The organism is Candidatus Protofrankia californiensis (genome assembly GCF_900634765.1).
GTDB classification, from domain to species: Bacteria; Actinomycetota; Actinomycetes; order Frankiales; family Frankiaceae; genus Protofrankia; species Protofrankia californiensis.
This window is the reverse complement of the sequence record NZ_CAAAFT010000118.1, coordinates 1-16636: the sequence shown is the minus strand read 5'-3', so window position 1 is coordinate 16636 and position 16636 is coordinate 1. Positions and strand designations below refer to the sequence as shown.

The following is a 16636-nucleotide window of genomic DNA, read 5'->3' as shown; positions in this document are numbered from 1 at the left end:
CCTCTCCCCCCGCTCTCCCCGGCCCCGCATGTCAGCGGGCCGCTTCCCGCTATGGCGTCCCCAGCTCCGGCAGCCGCCGGGGGGCCAGGAGGGCCGGGTACGGGCGCCTACCCGGTCTCGGCGACCCCCAGCAACCCCAGCGGATGGATCCCGTCGTCCACCGCCTCGCTGTCGACTGGCGCGCATCGCATAGCGCCGCCGACGCCCCAGCCGGGGGCTGCCGCACCTATGCCGCCCAGACGGCAGATACCGCCAATCACCCCACCCTCCGTGCCGCAGCCGGCGGGGCAGCAGCCAGCAACAGGCCCTCACCCGGCGCAGCCGCGGCCCACCGTGCCGTTCCGGCAGCCGGTGCGCGAGCCACAACCCTGGCCGCCCATATCGGGGGACGGCGGCCAGACGCCGGCATATCCGCCGCAGGGGCCGGCCATCCCCGCGGCCCGCCCCGCACCTTTGATCTCCGGACCGATGGGTATTCCGCCCACCCGCACGTCAGTCCGGCCGCATCCGGATACTCACCCGGCGCTGGATGCACCGCGCCAACCGTACGTAACAGCGTCACATCCCGGCAGCCCCGATCTCGGGGCGCAGCTGCAGGCCCGGCGCGCGGAGGCCGAGCGCCGAGCGGCGCCGCGCCCAGCAATCCGGCCGGATGCCGCCAGCGACGGCGAGGGCAGTCGCTGGCCTGGGTACGGCAACATCCTCGACGGCATCGACGTGATCTGACATCACAGGAAGCCGCCGGCGGCACGAAAAAAGCATGATTACGCCGCCTTCAGCCCTCCAGCGACCCAGGACGTGGGCCTCCCGGCCCTCCGGGTGCGCGGCAACCGATCACACGCAGGGGCGGGCCGGTTTTGCCGAGCAACCCGACGGTCCGTGACAGATCCGCGTCGGCAAGGTTTGAATGCAGACGGCATGTGGCATGAACGCGACGACGACGGGGGCGGCGGCGGGCCCATGGCGATGTTCGACGGCGTGGCCGTCGGCGGTTACCCGTGGAGGGTGAGGCGTGGCCGAAGCTCTTACCGCACGCTTCGATCTTCCTGCTAATGCCCGCGCCGCCGGGCGGGCACGGCGCCTGGTCAACGAGCTGCTTTCCACCTGGGGCCGTGAGGAGGACGCCGAGGTCGCACGCCTGCTGGTCAGCGAGGTCGTCACCAACGCCGTGCGCTACACAAGATCGAACGATCCACTGCACGTCCAGATCGTCGCGCAGAAGGACCGGGTACGGATTGCGGTAGGCGACGGGAGCACGACCCACCCGGTGCTGCGGCCCGCGCACGACGACGACGAGTCAGGCCGTGGGATGCATCTGGTGGCGGCGCTCGCCAGCGAATGGGGCGTGGTGGACAAACCGGCCCACGACAGCCCCGGCAAACACGTGTGGTTCGAACTGGCCGCTCCGGTACGGCCCCGCGTCCCCATGGACGCCATGCGATCCACAACGTTTCGCCTCTTTCGATAAAAAATCTCTCTTCTGGAAAGCGTCCGGTTCAGGCACGTGAAGACTGCCCCGGTTCGTAACCCCACATCGGAGTGCTTTCTGATGAGACGGCGGCTCCACTCCCCGTCGGTGGCTCTACGGGGCGTTCGATCAGAGGGCTGCGACCGGGTGGATTGATCGCGAGGCAGTAGGAGGGAAGCGCCGGAGGCTGTCGGGCGCCAGCCGACGACGACGAAGCGAGGCATAGGCCCGGATGTCGCGAACCGGACAGTTCCATCCTCGGTAGCTCTTGGCGGCTTATCCGGATTCAGGACCCTCAACCAAGAGGATCTAGATCATGCATCGTTGCAGGTCGGGACGCTGCCATAGATCTTGATCGAGGAGTTTTGAATAACCCCCTCAGCGCTGGAAACTCCTTTTGGCCGAAGCGCTCGCACTGCTGCGTTCACCGGCGGTCCGCGGCCGATGGGCAAGCACCCTGGGCAGGTGGATGATGGCGTCGGGTCAGCAACAATTCACACGCAACGCCGCTGACAGCGCGAAACCGTCATCAGGGGGGTCGACATGCCCGTTCCCACGAACGTCCGGCTGAACGTCCAGATCCTGCTCGACACCGGCGGATACCTGGTTGCGCAGTACCGGCCCGCCGTGTCCGCCTACCTCCTGCCCGGCGGAACCGTCGAACCCGCCGAAGGGATCGGCACGGCGGCGGCCCGGTACGTCCGGACCCTGACCGGCTCCCCTGCCGCGTCACCCGAATTCGTGGGCTGCGTCGAGCACCTCGGCCCGGCCACGGAGCGCACGATCACCGCGCTGTTCGCCGCCGACCTCCCGGACGGCGCCGACGTCCCGACCACCCACCTGGGTGCTCCGCTCGTCCCGCTGGCCCTGGAAGATCTCAACGAGCGGTCGTTGACGCCCCCTGCCGTCTCGACCGCGGTCCTCCGCTGGTTGGAAGACCGCTGGCCGGTATGGCAGGGACTGCCGGTGCACGAACCCGAGCCGTGGTGGAACCATCTGAGCCAGTCCGTGCACTCGCTGCGGGCACAGCTGCACGCGCGGCGGCACGAACTCGACGACGCCGCCTTCCGGGACGCCGCGGTTGCCATCTGCGCGCTCGTCGCCGCCGCCGACGGCACAATCGACGCACGGGAGCGGGACGCCATGGCGCACATCGTCGCCACGGACAGGACCCTGAGCGCATTCCCACCCAACGATCTTGTCCGGCTGTTCGACGCCCATGTGGCAGCGCTGCGCGCGGACCCCGCCACCGGCCGGGCCAGGGCACTGCGCGAGATCGCCAAGGTACGGGGAAACAGGGTGCGAGCCCGGTCGGTCGTGCAGTTCGGTGCGGTGATCGGACGCTCGGACGGCACGTTCGACCCCGACGAGCGGGCCGTCGTCCAGGAAGCGCTGGACGTCCTCGGGCTCGACCCGTCCTCGCTGGCGGTGCAGACGGTGCAGCGGGTCAGAAGCACCCACGAATAGGCCGCCGGGTCGCTCCGGGAACTGACAGCCAGGTCGATCCAGGAGCCGATCCAGGAACTGACAGATTCTGCCAGGAACCGACCGCGGACACCTCGAAAACGCCGACGCCCACCGCCAGCACAGCCGAACCAGCCGAACGTGGTCGAGCCAGCCACCTACCCGCGAGGGAAATCATGTTCGAGAAGGACGACGCGACATCTCCCCAGGCAGCCCACCCGTTTCCGCATCCCGACGGCGGAGCCTCCCGACCCCCTGGCCCGACGGTCGACGTGCACCCGACAGTCATCGACCCGAACAACCGGGATAATCCCGCCCAGAGCATCAGATCGGTACTGAGCGCCCGCATGCTCTTCACGTCCGGCGAGCGTGTGCTTGTCGCCAACCGGCGCGGGCATTCATGGTTCTTCCTGCCGGGCGGGAACGTGGAGCCCGGCGAGAGCGTGGAGGGAGCGCTGCGCCGCAAGATCCGGGAGGAGGCCGGGCTCGCGACCCACGCCCTCGACTTCGTGGGATGCGTGGAGCACTCATACGTCGAAGCCGGTCAGAGCTGGCACGAGCTGAACGTCGTGTTCGCCGCCACGCTGCCACCGTTCGCACAGATCGGCAGCCGGGAGGAGGCGATCGACATCGGATCCGTCTCAGTGGCCGCTCTCGACACCTTCGAGTTCCGACCGGCACACCTGCGGACGGCCATCCTGAGCTGGCTGCGCACCCACCGGCCGTCCTGGTACGGCCCGGACGGCCTCCCCCGGGCGGTCAAACCGAATTGAAGATCTAAACCTGGCCCTGAGAACACCCGGCGACAGAACAGGCCGACGGCGGCGCGAAAAACATGATCGCGCTGCCTTCGGCCATACCACCCCGAGAACCCATGCCTCCGGCAGCGCGAAAAACATGATCGCGCTGCCTTCGGCCATACCAACCGGGAAACCGCCCCGACACCCAGGATCAGGCGGAAAGGACCTGCTCGATCGCGCCGAGCAGCGCCGCGTCATGGGGGTCCGTCCGCGGGCCGAACCGGGCGACGACCCGGCCGTCCGGCGCGACCAGGAACTTCTCGAAATTCCACGTGATGTCGCCGGCCTTGCCTGCCGCGTCGGCGGTCTGGGTCAGTTCGGTATATACCGGGTCGCGACCGGCACCGTTGACCTCGATCTTCGCACTCAGCGGGAACGTCACCCCGTAGGTCGACGAGCAGAAGGTCGCGATCTCCTCCGCGGTGCCCGGCTCCTGCCCGCCGAACTGGTTGCACGGAAAGCCGATCACGGTAAATCCCCGACCGGACAGTTCCCCGTGCAGTTTCTCGAGGCCGGTGTACTGCGGGGTGAGCCCGCAGCGGCTCGCCACGTTGACGACGAGCGCGGCACGCCCGTCCGCCAGTGCGCCAAAGGTCGTCTTCTCGCCGACAAGAGTGGTTACTGGTAGGTCGTGCAGATCTGTCACGGTCCAGCCTTTCTCGGATGCCGAAGTCCTTGCCGGGGTTCGGTCGCCCGGCGTCGGGTTACCGGTGCACATCATTTTCAGGCGAGGTGACACGCCCCTGTCTGCAAGTCGAGCGCCACCGATTCTGTTCCGTACCGGCACGAAGCGAGCTCTTGGCAGCCTGGGACCTGGGCCTCCCGGACGCGGAAAGCGCATGATCGTACCGCCTTTGGCCTCTTAACTGATCGGCGTCATCCTGTCCACCGGGACGCGGAGAAGAAGATCCCGCCACAGGATGTACGTTGTTCAGCATCCGTTATGAATCCCGATCTACTGTTGGCGCCATGACGCCCAGGTGGGCAGCCACCGAAACAGCAGCCCCCGTGAGAGCGGCAGCCGGCGCCGCCGCGGCCGCTGCGCGACCGACTGTCATCCCGCTCCAGCAGGTCGCGCATCCGCTGGTGCGAGACCTGCCCGGTGAGCAGACGGTGGGTTCGCTCGCGCTGCCTGAGGCACTGCACCCTCGTATCCGGGCAAGCTGGCTACGCCGTCCCTGCACGCTGGTCGCGTTCGCCTTCGCCGTCCCGATGATCGTCATGCTTGTCACAAGGTTCCGGACGGAGGTCGGGGCAAAGCTGTCCAGCGTCCCCGTACCGGCCTGGCCGTGGCTTGTAGCGTGCGGGATCGCCTCAGCCTGCTTCTTCCTGGCCAACGGCCTGGCTTTGCGGGCGGCCAGCGGACTGCCCCTGCAGTTACGAACAGCGGTGGCAGTACAACTGGCCGCGGCGGCGGCCAACCGGGTGCTGCCGGCGGGCCTCGGCGCGATCGCCGTGAACATCCGCTACCTGGAACGTCAGAAGCTCACCTGTTCGGCCTGTCTGAGCGCCGTGGCCGCAGTCAAGATCGCGTTTGCCCTGGTCCATGTGGGCGGGATCGTACTAGCCGCCGGGCTGGTCGGCGGTTCGGGCGCCGGGGACGCGGTGACCGCACCCATTGAGTCGATCACGACAAACATCGGATCCGGCCCGGTCCTCGGATGCGCCGTGCTGTGCCTGCTCGTGTGCGCCGCGGTCGGCCTGCACCCCCGCGTCCACGGCCGGCTTGGACCGGCGTTGCACGGCGCGGGCAGGCATCTGGTGCTGCTCGCGCGCTCCCCACGGCGTACCGCCGTCCTGCTTCTGTCCGCCGCGGCCACCAAGGTCACACAGATCGTGGCATTGGCCACGTGCGTCTGGGCGTTCGGCGGTTCCGAATCGCTGCTGTCAGTGGCGGCCATCTATCTGATAGGCGCGGCAGTGGCCGGGGCGGTGCCTACCGCGGGCAACGTCGGGGCGCTCGAACCCGCCCTCGCCCTCGGCCTCACCGCCGCCGGCGGCGAGGCCGTGTCCATGTTCGCGGCCGTCCTGGTATACCGCCTGATCAGCTACTGGCTACCGGTACTACCCGGAGTGGTCGCCCTGACCGTCCTACGCCGCCGCAGCGTCCTGTGACCGGGAATAGACCGGAAGCTCTGGGCGAACCGAGGCCAGCGGTCGGTCCGGAAACCGATCTGGGAGGTCCGGAGGCCTGGCCGGCAGGGTAGGCCCAGGCCTCCGGGGCGTTACGGGTCAGCCGACGCCCAATCCCTTGGCGACCCGGGCGCCGAGGTCCGGGTCGACCTGACGCCAGTACTCGACCACCCGGCGCTGGACGTCCGCGGCAACGTCCTGGGAGGCGTGGCCGACGATGTTCGAGACCAGATGCTCCCGGTCGGTGTCGGACAGCACGTCGCGGTACAGCGTCCCGGCCTGGCCGAAGTCGTCGTCGTCGCGGCGCAGCGTGTACGCCGCACGGACGAAGTCGCCGTCGGCCGTCCAGACCGCGTCCTCGCCGTAACGGGCCGTGTCGGCCCTGGGGCCGCCGTAGCTGTTCGGCGCGTACACCGGGTCACGGGACGGCTCGTAGCGCATCGCGCCGTCCTTGTTGTAGGAGTTGACCGGCGCCTTCGGGCGATTGATCGGTAGCTGCAGGTAGTTCGGGCCGATCCGGTAGCGGTGCGTGTCCGGGTAGGAGAACAGCCGGCCGAGCAGCATCTTGTCCGGGCTCGGGCCGATCCCGGGCACCAGGTTCGCGGGCTCGAACGACGCCTGTTCGACCTCGGCGAAGTAATCCTCGGGATTGCGGTTGAGGACCATGCGCCCGATCGTGATCGTCGGGTAGTCCCCGTGCGGCCAGACCTTGGTCAGGTCGAACGGGTTGAACCGGTAGGTGGCGGCATCCGCAAACGGCATGATCTGTACCTCCAGCCGCCAAGCCGGATAGTCGCCCTTCCCTATAGACGACGAAAGGTCCCGGATGTGGAAGTCCGGATCCACGGACGCGACCGCCTTCGCCTCGGCGTCGGTGAAGTTGTCGATGCCCTGCTCGGTCTTGAAGTGGTATTTCACCCAGAATCGCTCGTGCGCCTCGTTCACCCACATGAACGTGTGGCTGCCGTAACCGTTCATGTGTCGCCAGGTACGCGGCGTCCCGCGGTCACTCATCAGGACCAGCACCTGGTGGGCGGATTCGGGCGACAACGTCCAGAAATCCCACTGCATGTTGTTGTCGCGCAGGTGGGTGTCGGACCGCCGCTTCTGGGAGTGGATGAAGTCGGAGAACTTGCTCGGGTCCCGTATAAAGAAGATCGGCGTATTGTTGCCGACCAGGTCGTAGTTGCCTTCCTCGGTGTAGAACTTGACGGCGAAACCGCGTGGATCGCGGGCCGTGTCGGCACTGCCGAGTTCGCCCGCGACAGTGGAGAACCGGACGAACACGTCGGTGCGCTTACCCACCTCGGACAGGAAGGCTGCCTTCGTGTACGGGGTGACGTCCGCGGTCACCTCGAAGTAGCCGTGTGCGCCGCCGCCCTTTGCGTGGACAACCCGTTCGGGAACCCGTTCCCGGTTGAACTGGGCCATTTTCTGGATCAGGTAGTGATCCTGGAGCAGCAGAGGGCCGTCCGGGCCGACGGACAGTGAATGCTCGTCGCTCGGCGCCGGGATGCCCGCGTCGGTGGTGGTTACAGGTGGTCGAGAGTCGGTCATCGAAACTCACTCCTGTCATCTGTCGTCGTTGCTTCCCTGCCGCCCGAAGGGCCGCCTGCGCCAGGCCGGGATGCCGGGGGCCCACCCGCCTCCGCTCGCTGAGGGGTCGACGAACGGCGGACGTCCGGCGCGCCTGGGGCAGCCGTGTCCGGCTGAGCTCCGGCGCGAACACCACCGTCAGCATCGGTGTCGGTGTCGGCCCGGCAGTCGGCGCAGATTCCCCAGAAGGTCACCTCGGCTTCGTCGATGACGAAGCCATGGTCGTCCGACGGCGACAGGCATGGCCGCGCACCGATCACGCAGTCGACGTCGTGGACGGCCGTGCACACCCGGCAGACAAGGTGGTGATGGTTGTCACCGACCCGCAGCTCGAACCGGGCCGGGCTGCCGGCGGGTTCGAACCGGCGCACCAGCCCAACGGCGGCGAGTGCGTCCAGGTTGTCGTACACGGCCTGGACCGACAGCGAGCCAAGGCGTGCACGTGCACCCTGGGCGATCGTCTCCACGGTCAGGTGCGCGCCCTCGGCCAGGGACGCGAGAACCGCCAGACGTGGTGCGGTCACCCGCAGCCCTACTGACCGCAGCTGTCCGGCGGCATCCTCACCTTGCACACGGATCAGAGTCCGCCGCTATCTGGAACAAGTCAAGTCTATGAACGCATCAAGACCAAGTTCCCTGGGCCGGACGGGCAGTCCGTCAGCCGCTGGACGCCGGGTGGCCGCGGGCACCAGGCAGCGAGCAGCGGGAACCGCGGGCACCAGAAACTGCGGGCAGCGGGGAATGCGGACAGCACAAAGGCCACGGATAATGTAGGAACTTGCACGTGGGACGAGCGGCGGATGCGGCAGATCAGCCGGCCCGCACAGACGTTACGCGGCGCTTACGCGGCACCCCTGCGCCGCCGACGCCTCCGACGGCGAACGCCGACAAGCAGCACCAGCACACCGCCTCCGGCGGCAGCCACGCGGTCCCACCGGACGGTACGTTGCACAACCAGACCCGAGTCGAACCCCGCGGACAGCTCCTGCCTCTCCGCCGGATCACCGAACCCGTTCCCGGCCGCGCCGGAGTCCGCGGAAAGGGCAGCCGGACCACCGAAGCTGCCCGCGATCACCTTCTGGCGCAGTTCGGCAACCCTGCCCCTGATCTGCTCGCCGGTCCGCTCCGCGACCCGCCTGGGGCTCACGAGCTCAGCGATAGCATCCAAGGTCACCGCGAGCTCGGCGCGGGTATTCTCGATCTGCTGCTGGATGGCAGCCGGGTCCTGCGGCACCGATGTCGCCCTTTCCTCCGCGCGATGACTGCCTAGGGCATATCTGCTGGATCTTCACCGGCGCCTCCTGAACGTACCACGTCGGCTTCGCCGGACCGGCAACGCTGTCGTCAGCAGCGCAGCGTTGTGGTCAATAGCGTTGTCGTCGATCCGAACAGAACGCCACTGTCGGGACCTCCTCCGCATCCCAGGACCGCCGTCCAGGCATACCAAAACATCCACCGGAATACACCCGGATATAACTTGGATCACACCGCATAACAGCCACGAGCCACGAGCCACGACATCAACGCTAAGATCTGGTGATAATCGTGCCAGAAGGGCCGCACAGGCGCGAGGCGAAACGGCGGGTGAGCGGTAGAGCTCACCCCCGCCGGGCTGCCGTCCCCGCGCCGCCGGAGATCGTGACGAGGCCTGGGCAGACCTCGTGTCTACCCTGGTCCGGTGAACTGTCCATCACATCCGGACCAGGGGCGGTCGCGACCGACATGTTCTGTTCGCCCATCTCGTTCCGTTCGCCCGTTCCGGCTCGGAGACTGCACCGACAGGCGCTGCCGGGCACACGGCCCGGGACGCCCGACGCGGCCGAGGGCGGAACCGAGCAGCCGGGCTTATCCGTCAGTCCACTTAAGTCCACCTGCCCGCCAGAAGGCCGAAAGCAGTGCGATCATGCTTCTTTTCGCATCCGGGGGTCCGGAAGCCGATCCGGCAGGTCCCGCAGGCCCGGTCTCCGGGTCACTTCGAGGAGCCATGCCGAGTTCTCTTCCATCCGCCCGTCTTCCATCCGCCCGCCGCTGCCGGTTGCTCGCCGTACCGCTGGTAGCGCTCGCGCTCATCGTGGCCGGCTGTTCCTCCGGTGGCGGATCCGTGGTCACGATCGTGGACGACTCCGGGTCGTCCAGCAGACTGCGTGGCACGGCGCTCGCGCAGCCGATCGACAAACCCGCGCTGAACCTGATCGACACCGCCGGAGCCCCGTTCGACCTGCGCTCCCGGACGGCCGGGAAGGTCACGTTACTGTTCTTCGGCTACACTCACTGCCCGGACGTCTGCCCGACGACGATGGCCGACATCGCAGCGGCCCTCGACACGGTACCGGCGCCGGTCCGGTCACAGATCGCCACAGTGTTCGTCAGTACCGATCCCGAGCGGGACACCGGCGACGTGCTGAATCGCTGGTTGAACCAGTTCGACTCGTCCTTCATCGGTGTACGAGGCACCCTGGCACAGGTACGCGTGCAGGCGGACGCGCTCGGCATCCCGATGGAAGATCCGGTACGTCAGCCCAGCGGCATCTTCACCGTCACGCACGGCACGCAGGTCATGGCCTTCACCTTGGACGACAAGGCCAGGGTCGTCTACCTCGCGGGAACCCAGGTCGCCGACTACGCCCATGACCTCCCCATCCTGGTCAACACGGGAAAGACAACGTGAAACAATGACGAATCAGCAGGCGGCGGTCGGGCAGGACACCGTCGAAGCAACGAGAAGTCGGCGGACGGAAAGCGCCGGGCCGGAAGGCCCGGCAGATGGGCACCCTGCCGGGCGGAGCGTCACCCGGACCACCGGGCGGACAGCCGCCGGAGCCGCCGGGCGGATGATCACCGGGGTCGGTCCGGCCGGCCCACGGATGGGGCGGGTCCTGTCCACCATCGTCCGCCTCGGCCTGGCGGCACTCTGGCTCGCCGCCGGCCTTTTCAAGATCGGCGACCCGCAGGGGATGGTGCGCTCGGTCCGGGCCTTCCGCATCCTGCCCGAACCGCTCGTGCACCCGGTCGCCTACGCCGTCCCGTTCGTGGAAATCGCGCTCGGCCTGCTGCTGCTCGCCGGACTGGCGGTGCGGGTGAGCGCTGCCGTCTCCGCACTGCTGCTCGCCGCCTACATCACGGCAATCGCCTCGGCGGCCGCGCGGGGCCTGCGCATCGACTGCGGCTGTTTCTCCTCCGGCGGGGACCTCACCGCCGGCGCACCCACCCATTACACCGGGGAAATCGTCCGGGACGGCCTGCTGCTCGTCGCGAGCGCCCTGCTGGTGCGCCTGCCAGCCGGTGCGCTGACCGTCGACCGCCTCCTCGAACGAGGCCCACATCCGCAGGCCGCTGAAGGGCCGGAGGCAGCGCGATCATGACTTTCTCGCGCGGCCGAAGGCCCACGTCCCCGAGCTACTGAAGGACTTCGGGAGAGCTGATGAGCACCGCGTCCAGAAGGACGAGGAAGAACCGGCCGGACGGGAACCCGGCCGGGCCGCGGTCGGCACGCCATCCGCGCGGCTCCTCCCCGCAGGGACCCGACCGCGCCCAGGACGACACCCGCCGCGCCGGAAACGACGCCCGGCGGGAGGACGTTCGGCGCGGCGACGTCCGGCGGGAGAAGGCGGCCGCGGCTCGAGCCGCCGAAGCCGCCCGCGCACAGCGGCGACAGCGGGTCATCGTCGGATCGGTGGTCGTGGCCGTGCTCGCGGTGGCCGCGGTGATCGGCTTCGCTGTCCAGAGCAGCCGGACGGGATCCACCCCCGTGGTGCTGCCGGTGACCGCGACCGGCACCGACAACGGGATCGTCGTCGGGAAGGCGGACGCCCCGGTCACCGTGGACTTCTACGAGGACTTCCAGTGCCCGATCTGCGAGGAACTCGAGACCTCGCTCGGCCCGAGCGTCCAGCAGCTGATCGATGACGGACGGATCAAAGCTGTTTATCACATGATGTCCTTCCTCGGACCGGAGTCCGTCCGGGCGGCGAACGCCGCTGCCGCCGCCGCTCAGGAAGGAAAATTCAAGGAATACCATGCCATTCTCTACACCAATCAGCCGCCCGAGCGGACCAGTGGATATCGGAACAACACGCTGACGGAATTCGGTACCAGGGTGGGTCTGACGTCCCCCGCATTCACCGACGCGGTGAACAACGGCACGTACAACGGCTACGTCGCGAAGGTCGAGGACGACGCGTCCAAACGCGGCGTGACAGGCACACCGACCGTGTTCGTCAACGGCCGGCGGCTGGCCCCGCAGTCCCTGACGCCCCAGGGCTTCACCGCCGCGGTGAACAATGCCGCCGGTACCCCCGCGCCGGCACCCAGCGGGTGACCGACATCGCGCAGTCACATAGCCGGACAGGCCGGGGTTCCGCACGGGCTGAGGCTCCAGGCGGGGCGAAGTAGCGACAGTCCGAAGTAGCGACAGCCCGAAGCGGTGACAAACCGCGGCCATCTGTCCGAGCGGGCCCGTGGATGTCGTCCCGTCCGGGGTCATGATGCGGCATGGCACGCCTGCGCGAGGTGAGATAGCGACTATGGATGCCACACAGTGGGACCGCCGGCATGCCGGCACCGGCCTGCTGTGGACCGCCGAGCCGAACCAGGTCGTGATCGAGCACCTCGCCGGTCTCACCCCGGGGCGCGCTCTCGACCTCGCCTGCGGGGAGGGCCGCAACGCCGTCTGGCTCGCCACCCAGGGCTGGCGGGTCACCGGACTGGACTTCTCCCAGGTCGCGATCCGCAAGGCGCGCGAACTCTCCCGCCGCTTCGACGTGACCCCCGACTGGATACACGCCGACGTCATGGACTGGACGCCGGCACCGGCGTCCTACGATCTGGTCACCATCTGCTACCTGCACCTGCCAGCCGGGCAGCGGCGGAACGTTCTGCGATGCGCGGTCAACGCGATCGTCCCAGGTGGGACACTGCTGGTACTCGGGCATGATCGCGCGAACCTGCGACCCGGGACCGCCGGCCCGGCCGACCCCGAACTCCTGCTCGACGCCGACGAACTGCTGACGGACCTGGCTGGCGGCCCGCCCCTGCGGATCAGCCGAGCCGGCCGCATCCTGAGCCCGCTGCGGACCGACGATCACAGGCGCACGGCGGTCGACACCCTGCTGGTCGGGGTCCGGCCCGGTCCGGTGACCACCCATCCAGCACTCGTCGAGTCGGCGGCGGGACCGCCGGGCACGAACGGCTCCACCGCACGCTCCCTGTCGCTGTCGGTGGGTGGCTTCATCGTCGTCCACCGGATGCCGACGGTGGCGGAGCTCCGCCGGCTGCGTACCGCCGGCGGCCTGCCCGACCCCGGTCCCGAGGCGGCGGAGGACGCCATCGACGGCAGCCTCGCCGGGCTGTGCGTGGAGGCAGCGGACGAGCCGGGCCGGGCGGTGGGATGCGGACGGATCGTCGGGGACGGCCGGACGTTCCTGGTCATCATGGACGTCGTGATCGATCCGATAGTGTACGCCGACGCGGACGCCGAAGCAGACGTCGATCTCGCCACACTGATCATAAACGAGCTGCGCAGATGGGCCGCCGGCCAGGTGGATCCGGCCGCGTTCGTAGGCGTTGCCACACTGGCGGGCGTCGAGCCGCTGAGCGGCCCGCCATGACAGCCGCGTCCGGACGGCGGCATGACGGTCACGGTCAGGCCGCATGACGGTCGGCTCCGGATGGCATGACAGTCGCGTCCTGACGGACAGGCATCGCAGGGATGGTTCGCCAGGGGGTGGGGTTTGCGGCACTGGACGCGTCCGGCTACCTTCCGGCCATGACCGAGACCGCCGCTGTTGTCCGTCTCACCTCCGGTGACACCGCCCCCGACTTCACCCTCCCCGACGCCGACGGCAACGAGGTGTCGCTGTCGTCCTACCGGGGACGCCGGGTCGTCGTGTACTTCTACCCGGCCGCCTCCACGCCCGGGTGCACCAAACAGGCATGCGACTTCCGGGACAATCTCGCGCTGCTGGACGACGCCGGCATCGACGTGCTCGGGATCTCCCCCGACAAGCCCGCGAAGCTCGCGAAGTTCCGCGACAACGAGAAGCTGACGTTCCCGTTGCTGTCGGACCCGGAGCGGGCCGTGCTCGCCGCTTACGGCGCGTACGGCGAGAAAACGCTCTATGGCAAGAAGACCCTGGGCGTGATCCGCTCGACCTTCGTCCTGGACCCCGACGGGAAGATCGAGAAGGCGCTCTACAACGTCAAGGCGACCGGCCACGTCGCCAAAATCATCCGAGATCTCGGCCTGGCCGGCTGACCCCGGCTGACCGGCAGCCGGTGAGGCGGCCAGGCGGTGGCCCCGCCGGCCGGCTCACCGGCTCGCTGCGTGATCGTGTGATCGTGTGATCGGCCGACCGGCCGGCCTTCGCCGACCCCAGGCACCTTCGCGAACCTGGCAGCGCAACCGGTTCGACGCTCGGCAGATCGGCCTTCGCCGACCCCGGGTATCTTCGCGAACCCCAGGTAGAAGAACGGCCCCCGAAACAGTCGCCAAAGTGACATAGCGCACGTGCCACAGGCCCCTTCACACGCAGCAGCGGGTCCGGCAGCCTGTATATGGGAAACCTCGGGTGCGCCGGGAGCAGGCTGGCAGGCGGCGCACGGCGCATCCGACGGCGGTCCGGGCCTTGGTGGTTCCGGTCGTCCCCCGGGCGCCTGTCAACGGGACCGCGATCTACGGGCGGGACCGCGGTCACCGGCGACAGCGCCCAACCCGGTCGGTCGTACTCGCACTCCCTCCGGAATCTGTCCGTCCCCAGGACCCGACCCCGGCCGGTCTACCCCACTCTTCCTCCAGGGCCTGTCCGTCCCTCCGGTACCCGTCCGTCCCCCAGGGGCGTCCGTTCGGCCCGGGGCTGATACAGACGGCTGGACGACCCGTGGCCACCAATCGCTACTCTGTACCTTGCGGTACGTGGTACCTGCAGTACGTACCTTGCGGTACGCGGTACCTGACGGCACGTGCGCGGGAGTGGCGGAATGGCAGACGCAGCAGACTTAGGATCTGCCGCCCTAGGGCGTGGGGGTTCAAGTCCCCCCTCCCGCACATCATGACCAGGAAGGGGCCAGGTCAGACGCTCGGTCATCGCTCCCCTTCCTGATCGTCTCGGCCGGCTGGTCACACATTGGTCACGGACGCTCGGTGTCCGGGTTGCCGTCTGCCTGCTCCTCGTCAGTCGTCCTGGAGCTGCGGAGTCCTCGCACCCGCTTACGGAACGTGTTCGGCGGCCGACCGTGAAGGTTGAGTGGCGCGGGTCAAGCGCGTCAAGAACGGCGTCCTCCAGCCAGCCCAGCTCGTCCGCGTTGGCGACCGGTACTGCGATGACCCGCAGGTGGCTCCCGATCCACTCGACGAGCGGCGGGTCATCCTCCTCCACCAGGTCGAGAACGGACCGCAGTGCGGCGGCGAAGGTACGTCGGAGGGTCAAGAATTCAGCCCACCCACCCAGGTTCATCCCGGCTGTCCGGGTCCAGAGCGTGCTGGTGGACGTCCGGCCGCTCGGCCACCGGGCCGCCCTTGCCTGCCCGGCATAGATCAGGCCGGGCGCGACGGGTTCACCGAGGCCCGCAGCCGGATCGGCCGCGCCCACGTTGTCGACCCACCAGGTGTGTACAGCCCAGGCTGGTTCAGCTCGTGTCGGTCGCCAGCAAGGAAAGCGGCAGGGGTACGTGGGCGGGCCATGTCAGTCAGAGCGGTAACCAGCGCAGCCACCTCTACAGGCAGCTGCTGACCGTCGGCGCCCGCCGATTGCCCCTCAACCGGGGCCGTTCCGTACCGCACCAGTTGCTCACCTTGGCGCAGGTGACCGAGCGGGACGGACAGGCGCGCTCCGAGCTCGCGGAGAGGGGCGCGCAGCGGTTCGACGTAGGCGGTTCCGGCGTGAATCTCGACAGTGAGGCCATGGAGATCCTCACGAAGCCGGGCGAGTTCCTCGGCCGCCTGCCTGGGGTTCACCACAACGATGCCCAGTGTCTCGGCATACTCGATCACGTCCTGATCTCCGCTGACCATCCAGTCGGCGCGGGCACTCCGGTACAGGGGGACCAGGTAGTCGTCGTTCGGATCGTGTCCGATCGGGGCACGGTCTGCCGGCAGGTCGGCGTGCCAGTGCCCCGGGGTCTCAAGGAGCCAGCGAACGGCCCACGCCTCCCGAGAGTGAAGTAGCGACGAAACTTGGTTTTGGACGTGGTCCTGTCCAGCTCCGCAGCATGATCGGTGAGATGACCGGAGCGAGTCCCCCACTGCTGATCGCGTCAAGGACGGCCCCGGGATTACTCGTTCGCCGGATCAAGGCCGAGACCACGACATGCGGGTCGATGACCACACGGACGAGACGCACCCATCACGTTCTAAAGGATGCCCTCGGCGCGCATTTCGGCGCGTACCTCGCGCTGCGCTTCCAGTGCGAGTTCCATCGCCTCATCCTCGAAGATTTCCGACATTCCATGACAGATCCGATACTCGTGCGCTGCGTCGAGGACCTCGCCGAACATGCGCGGCACCCATGGCTCCGCCGCTGCTTCTGGCACGTCGACCCGCTCTTCCCCGATCACCCAACGGCCTCGCGCAATCTGCCTATTGCACGATCTTGGAGTACGGCGATCCCAGTGAGCCCGGGAGACAACCCACAAGATCGAACAACTCGCGGCATCTTCAGCTTCGGGCCGTTGCTACTACGCCCCCGACAGCGGTCCACCTGTGTGGCGGGACGGCTCTCCCGAACCCAGGCCAGGCAGAGCGGCCCAGCGGTACCGCCGGCCGAGCCGGCTCCGCAACAACGACCCATGATGTCCGGGCCCATCGCACTACGCCAGGTCCGTAGCCGGCCGGCGCCATTGCGTACAATTTAGTTCATCATGCACACTTTCGCCGTTCTAGCGTCGTCACCGGACATCCACGCACTGCTCGGCATGCTAGCCGCCGGTCAAGGGCGTGCCTAACCCCATAAACCAACCCAACAGCCGATCACGACAAACCACCAATAGATAGACGGCCGAAGGTGGAGTGATCGTAGTTTTTCGCGTGTTCGGGGGTTGTGAGGAAGCGCGGCCGGCTGCTGTGCGGAACGTCCGGTCCCGACACCCCGGCGGTCTTGGCACGCCGGGGCCGGAGGGTGAAGCCCGCCTGGCATGGGTGGAGCCGGTCCGGCGGCCAGGTGTCCGGGATGACCCCTGTCGG

The 16636-nt window shown here is 68.3% G+C and carries 16 protein-coding genes, 1 tRNA gene and 1 pseudogene; 10 read left to right on the top strand and 8 right to left on the bottom strand.

What is annotated here, in order from left to right; all coding sequences use genetic code 11:
- Nucleotides 1–107: 107 nt before the first annotated feature.
- Nucleotides 108–260 carry a hypothetical protein gene (locus DD1DGNOD_RS26640; protein WP_165034812.1) on the bottom strand — a complete coding sequence of 51 codons (153 nt, stop codon included), beginning with the start codon at nt 258–260 and terminating at the stop codon, nt 108–110.
- A 752-nt stretch (nt 261–1012) separates the two neighbouring features.
- Here DD1DGNOD_RS26640 and DD1DGNOD_RS07085 point away from each other — a divergent pair.
- The 3 genes from DD1DGNOD_RS07085 (at nt 1013) to DD1DGNOD_RS07075 (ending at nt 3705) form a co-directional block, all read left to right on the top strand.
- On the top strand, nt 1013–1468 hold the full coding sequence (locus DD1DGNOD_RS07085; protein WP_131765815.1) for an ATP-binding protein: 456 nt from the start codon (nt 1013–1015) through the stop codon (nt 1466–1468).
- Nucleotides 1469–2011: 543 nt separating this feature from the next.
- Nucleotides 2012–2935 carry a TerB family tellurite resistance protein gene (locus DD1DGNOD_RS07080; protein ID WP_131765814.1) on the top strand — a complete coding sequence of 308 codons (924 nt, stop codon included), beginning with the start codon at nt 2012–2014 and terminating at the stop codon, nt 2933–2935.
- Nucleotides 2936–3108: 173 nt separating this feature from the next.
- Nucleotides 3109–3705: an NUDIX domain-containing protein gene (locus DD1DGNOD_RS07075; protein WP_241251299.1), complete on the top strand. Its 597-nt coding sequence runs from the start codon at nt 3109–3111 to the stop codon at nt 3703–3705.
- 178 nt (nt 3706–3883) lie between these two features.
- On the opposite strand, the gene DD1DGNOD_RS07070 is transcribed toward DD1DGNOD_RS07075, so the two are convergent.
- Complete coding sequence (locus DD1DGNOD_RS07070; RefSeq protein WP_131765813.1) at nt 3884–4378, bottom strand: glutathione peroxidase; 495 nt, start codon at nt 4376–4378, stop codon at nt 3884–3886.
- A 362-nt stretch (nt 4379–4740) separates the two neighbouring features.
- Here DD1DGNOD_RS07070 and DD1DGNOD_RS07065 point away from each other — a divergent pair, with 362 nt between their 5' ends.
- Complete coding sequence (locus DD1DGNOD_RS07065) at nt 4741–5847, top strand: lysylphosphatidylglycerol synthase transmembrane domain-containing protein (protein ID WP_241251298.1); 1107 nt, start codon at nt 4741–4743, stop codon at nt 5845–5847.
- A gap of 117 nt (nt 5848–5964) precedes the next feature.
- Here DD1DGNOD_RS07065 and DD1DGNOD_RS07060 read toward each other — a convergent pair whose 3' ends face one another.
- The 3 genes and pseudogenes from DD1DGNOD_RS07060 to DD1DGNOD_RS07050 all read right to left on the bottom strand — a co-directional run bounded on the left by DD1DGNOD_RS07060 (nt 5965) and on the right by DD1DGNOD_RS07050 (nt 8695).
- Nucleotides 5965–7422: a catalase gene (locus tag DD1DGNOD_RS07060; RefSeq protein ID WP_131765812.1), complete on the bottom strand. Its 1458-nt coding sequence runs from the start codon at nt 7420–7422 to the stop codon at nt 5965–5967.
- Between the two features lie 197 nt (nt 7423–7619).
- Nucleotides 7620–8033: pseudogene (locus DD1DGNOD_RS30480) on the bottom strand (Fur family transcriptional regulator); the annotation flags it as partial.
- A gap of 269 nt (nt 8034–8302) precedes the next feature.
- Entirely contained in the window at nt 8303–8695 is a 393-nt protein-coding gene (locus tag DD1DGNOD_RS07050) for a DUF3618 domain-containing protein (RefSeq protein WP_131769702.1), read from the bottom strand.
- A 750-nt stretch (nt 8696–9445) separates the two neighbouring features.
- Here DD1DGNOD_RS07050 and DD1DGNOD_RS07045 point away from each other — a divergent pair.
- The 6 genes from DD1DGNOD_RS07045 to DD1DGNOD_RS07020 all read left to right on the top strand — a co-directional run bounded on the left by DD1DGNOD_RS07045 (nt 9446) and on the right by DD1DGNOD_RS07020 (nt 14503).
- Nucleotides 9446–10129, top strand: coding sequence for an SCO family protein (locus DD1DGNOD_RS07045; protein ID WP_131765810.1), 684 nt, complete (start codon nt 9446–9448; stop codon nt 10127–10129).
- 163 nt (nt 10130–10292) lie between these two features.
- Nucleotides 10293–10823, top strand: a complete 531-nt coding sequence (locus DD1DGNOD_RS07040) for a MauE/DoxX family redox-associated membrane protein (RefSeq protein WP_131765867.1) — start codon at nt 10293–10295, stop codon at nt 10821–10823.
- Between the two features lie 59 nt (nt 10824–10882).
- On the top strand, nt 10883–11779 hold the full coding sequence (locus DD1DGNOD_RS07035) for a DsbA family protein (RefSeq protein WP_131765809.1): 897 nt from the start codon (nt 10883–10885) through the stop codon (nt 11777–11779).
- A gap of 205 nt (nt 11780–11984) precedes the next feature.
- The gene (locus DD1DGNOD_RS07030) at nt 11985–13067 is read left to right on the top strand and encodes a class I SAM-dependent methyltransferase (protein WP_131765808.1); all 1083 of its coding nucleotides are present in this window, start codon (nt 11985–11987) and stop codon (nt 13065–13067) included.
- A gap of 158 nt (nt 13068–13225) precedes the next feature.
- Nucleotides 13226–13714, top strand: coding sequence for a thioredoxin-dependent thiol peroxidase (bcp, locus tag DD1DGNOD_RS07025; RefSeq protein WP_131765866.1), 489 nt, complete (start codon nt 13226–13228; stop codon nt 13712–13714).
- A gap of 708 nt (nt 13715–14422) precedes the next feature.
- Nucleotides 14423–14503, top strand: a tRNA-Leu gene (locus DD1DGNOD_RS07020).
- 489 nt (nt 14504–14992) lie between these two features.
- Here the strand turns inward: DD1DGNOD_RS07020 and DD1DGNOD_RS07015 are convergent.
- The 3 genes from DD1DGNOD_RS07015 to DD1DGNOD_RS27840 all read right to left on the bottom strand — a co-directional run.
- Nucleotides 14993–15448 carry a DUF6884 domain-containing protein gene (locus DD1DGNOD_RS07015; protein ID WP_131769701.1) on the bottom strand — a complete coding sequence of 152 codons (456 nt, stop codon included), beginning with the start codon at nt 15446–15448 and terminating at the stop codon, nt 14993–14995.
- Between the two features lie 359 nt (nt 15449–15807).
- Complete coding sequence (locus DD1DGNOD_RS07010; RefSeq protein ID WP_131765806.1) at nt 15808–16011, bottom strand: hypothetical protein; 204 nt, start codon at nt 16009–16011, stop codon at nt 15808–15810.
- 412 nt (nt 16012–16423) lie between these two features.
- On the bottom strand, nt 16424–16636 hold a 213-nt coding region (locus DD1DGNOD_RS27840), incomplete at its 5' end, for a hypothetical protein (protein WP_206442999.1).

Excerpts from the sequence above, each read along its gene's own strand:
- DD1DGNOD_RS07080 (WP_131765814.1), top strand. The coding sequence starts at position 2,012 with ATGCCCGTTCCCACGAACGTCCGGCTGAACGTCCAGATCCTGCTCGAC.
- DD1DGNOD_RS07075 (WP_241251299.1), top strand. The coding sequence starts at position 3,109 with ATGTTCGAGAAGGACGACGCGACATCTCCCCAGGCAGCCCACCCGTTT.
- DD1DGNOD_RS07060 (WP_131765812.1), bottom strand. The coding sequence starts at position 7,422 with ATGACCGACTCTCGACCACCTGTAACCACCACCGACGCGGGCATCCCG.
- DD1DGNOD_RS07045 (WP_131765810.1), top strand. The coding sequence starts at position 9,446 with ATGCCGAGTTCTCTTCCATCCGCCCGTCTTCCATCCGCCCGCCGCTGC.
- DD1DGNOD_RS07040 (WP_131765867.1), top strand. The coding sequence starts at position 10,293 with ATGATCACCGGGGTCGGTCCGGCCGGCCCACGGATGGGGCGGGTCCTG.
- DD1DGNOD_RS07035 (WP_131765809.1), top strand. The coding sequence starts at position 10,883 with ATGAGCACCGCGTCCAGAAGGACGAGGAAGAACCGGCCGGACGGGAAC.
- DD1DGNOD_RS07030 (WP_131765808.1), top strand. The coding sequence starts at position 11,985 with ATGGATGCCACACAGTGGGACCGCCGGCATGCCGGCACCGGCCTGCTG.
- bcp (WP_131765866.1), top strand. The coding sequence starts at position 13,226 with ATGACCGAGACCGCCGCTGTTGTCCGTCTCACCTCCGGTGACACCGCC.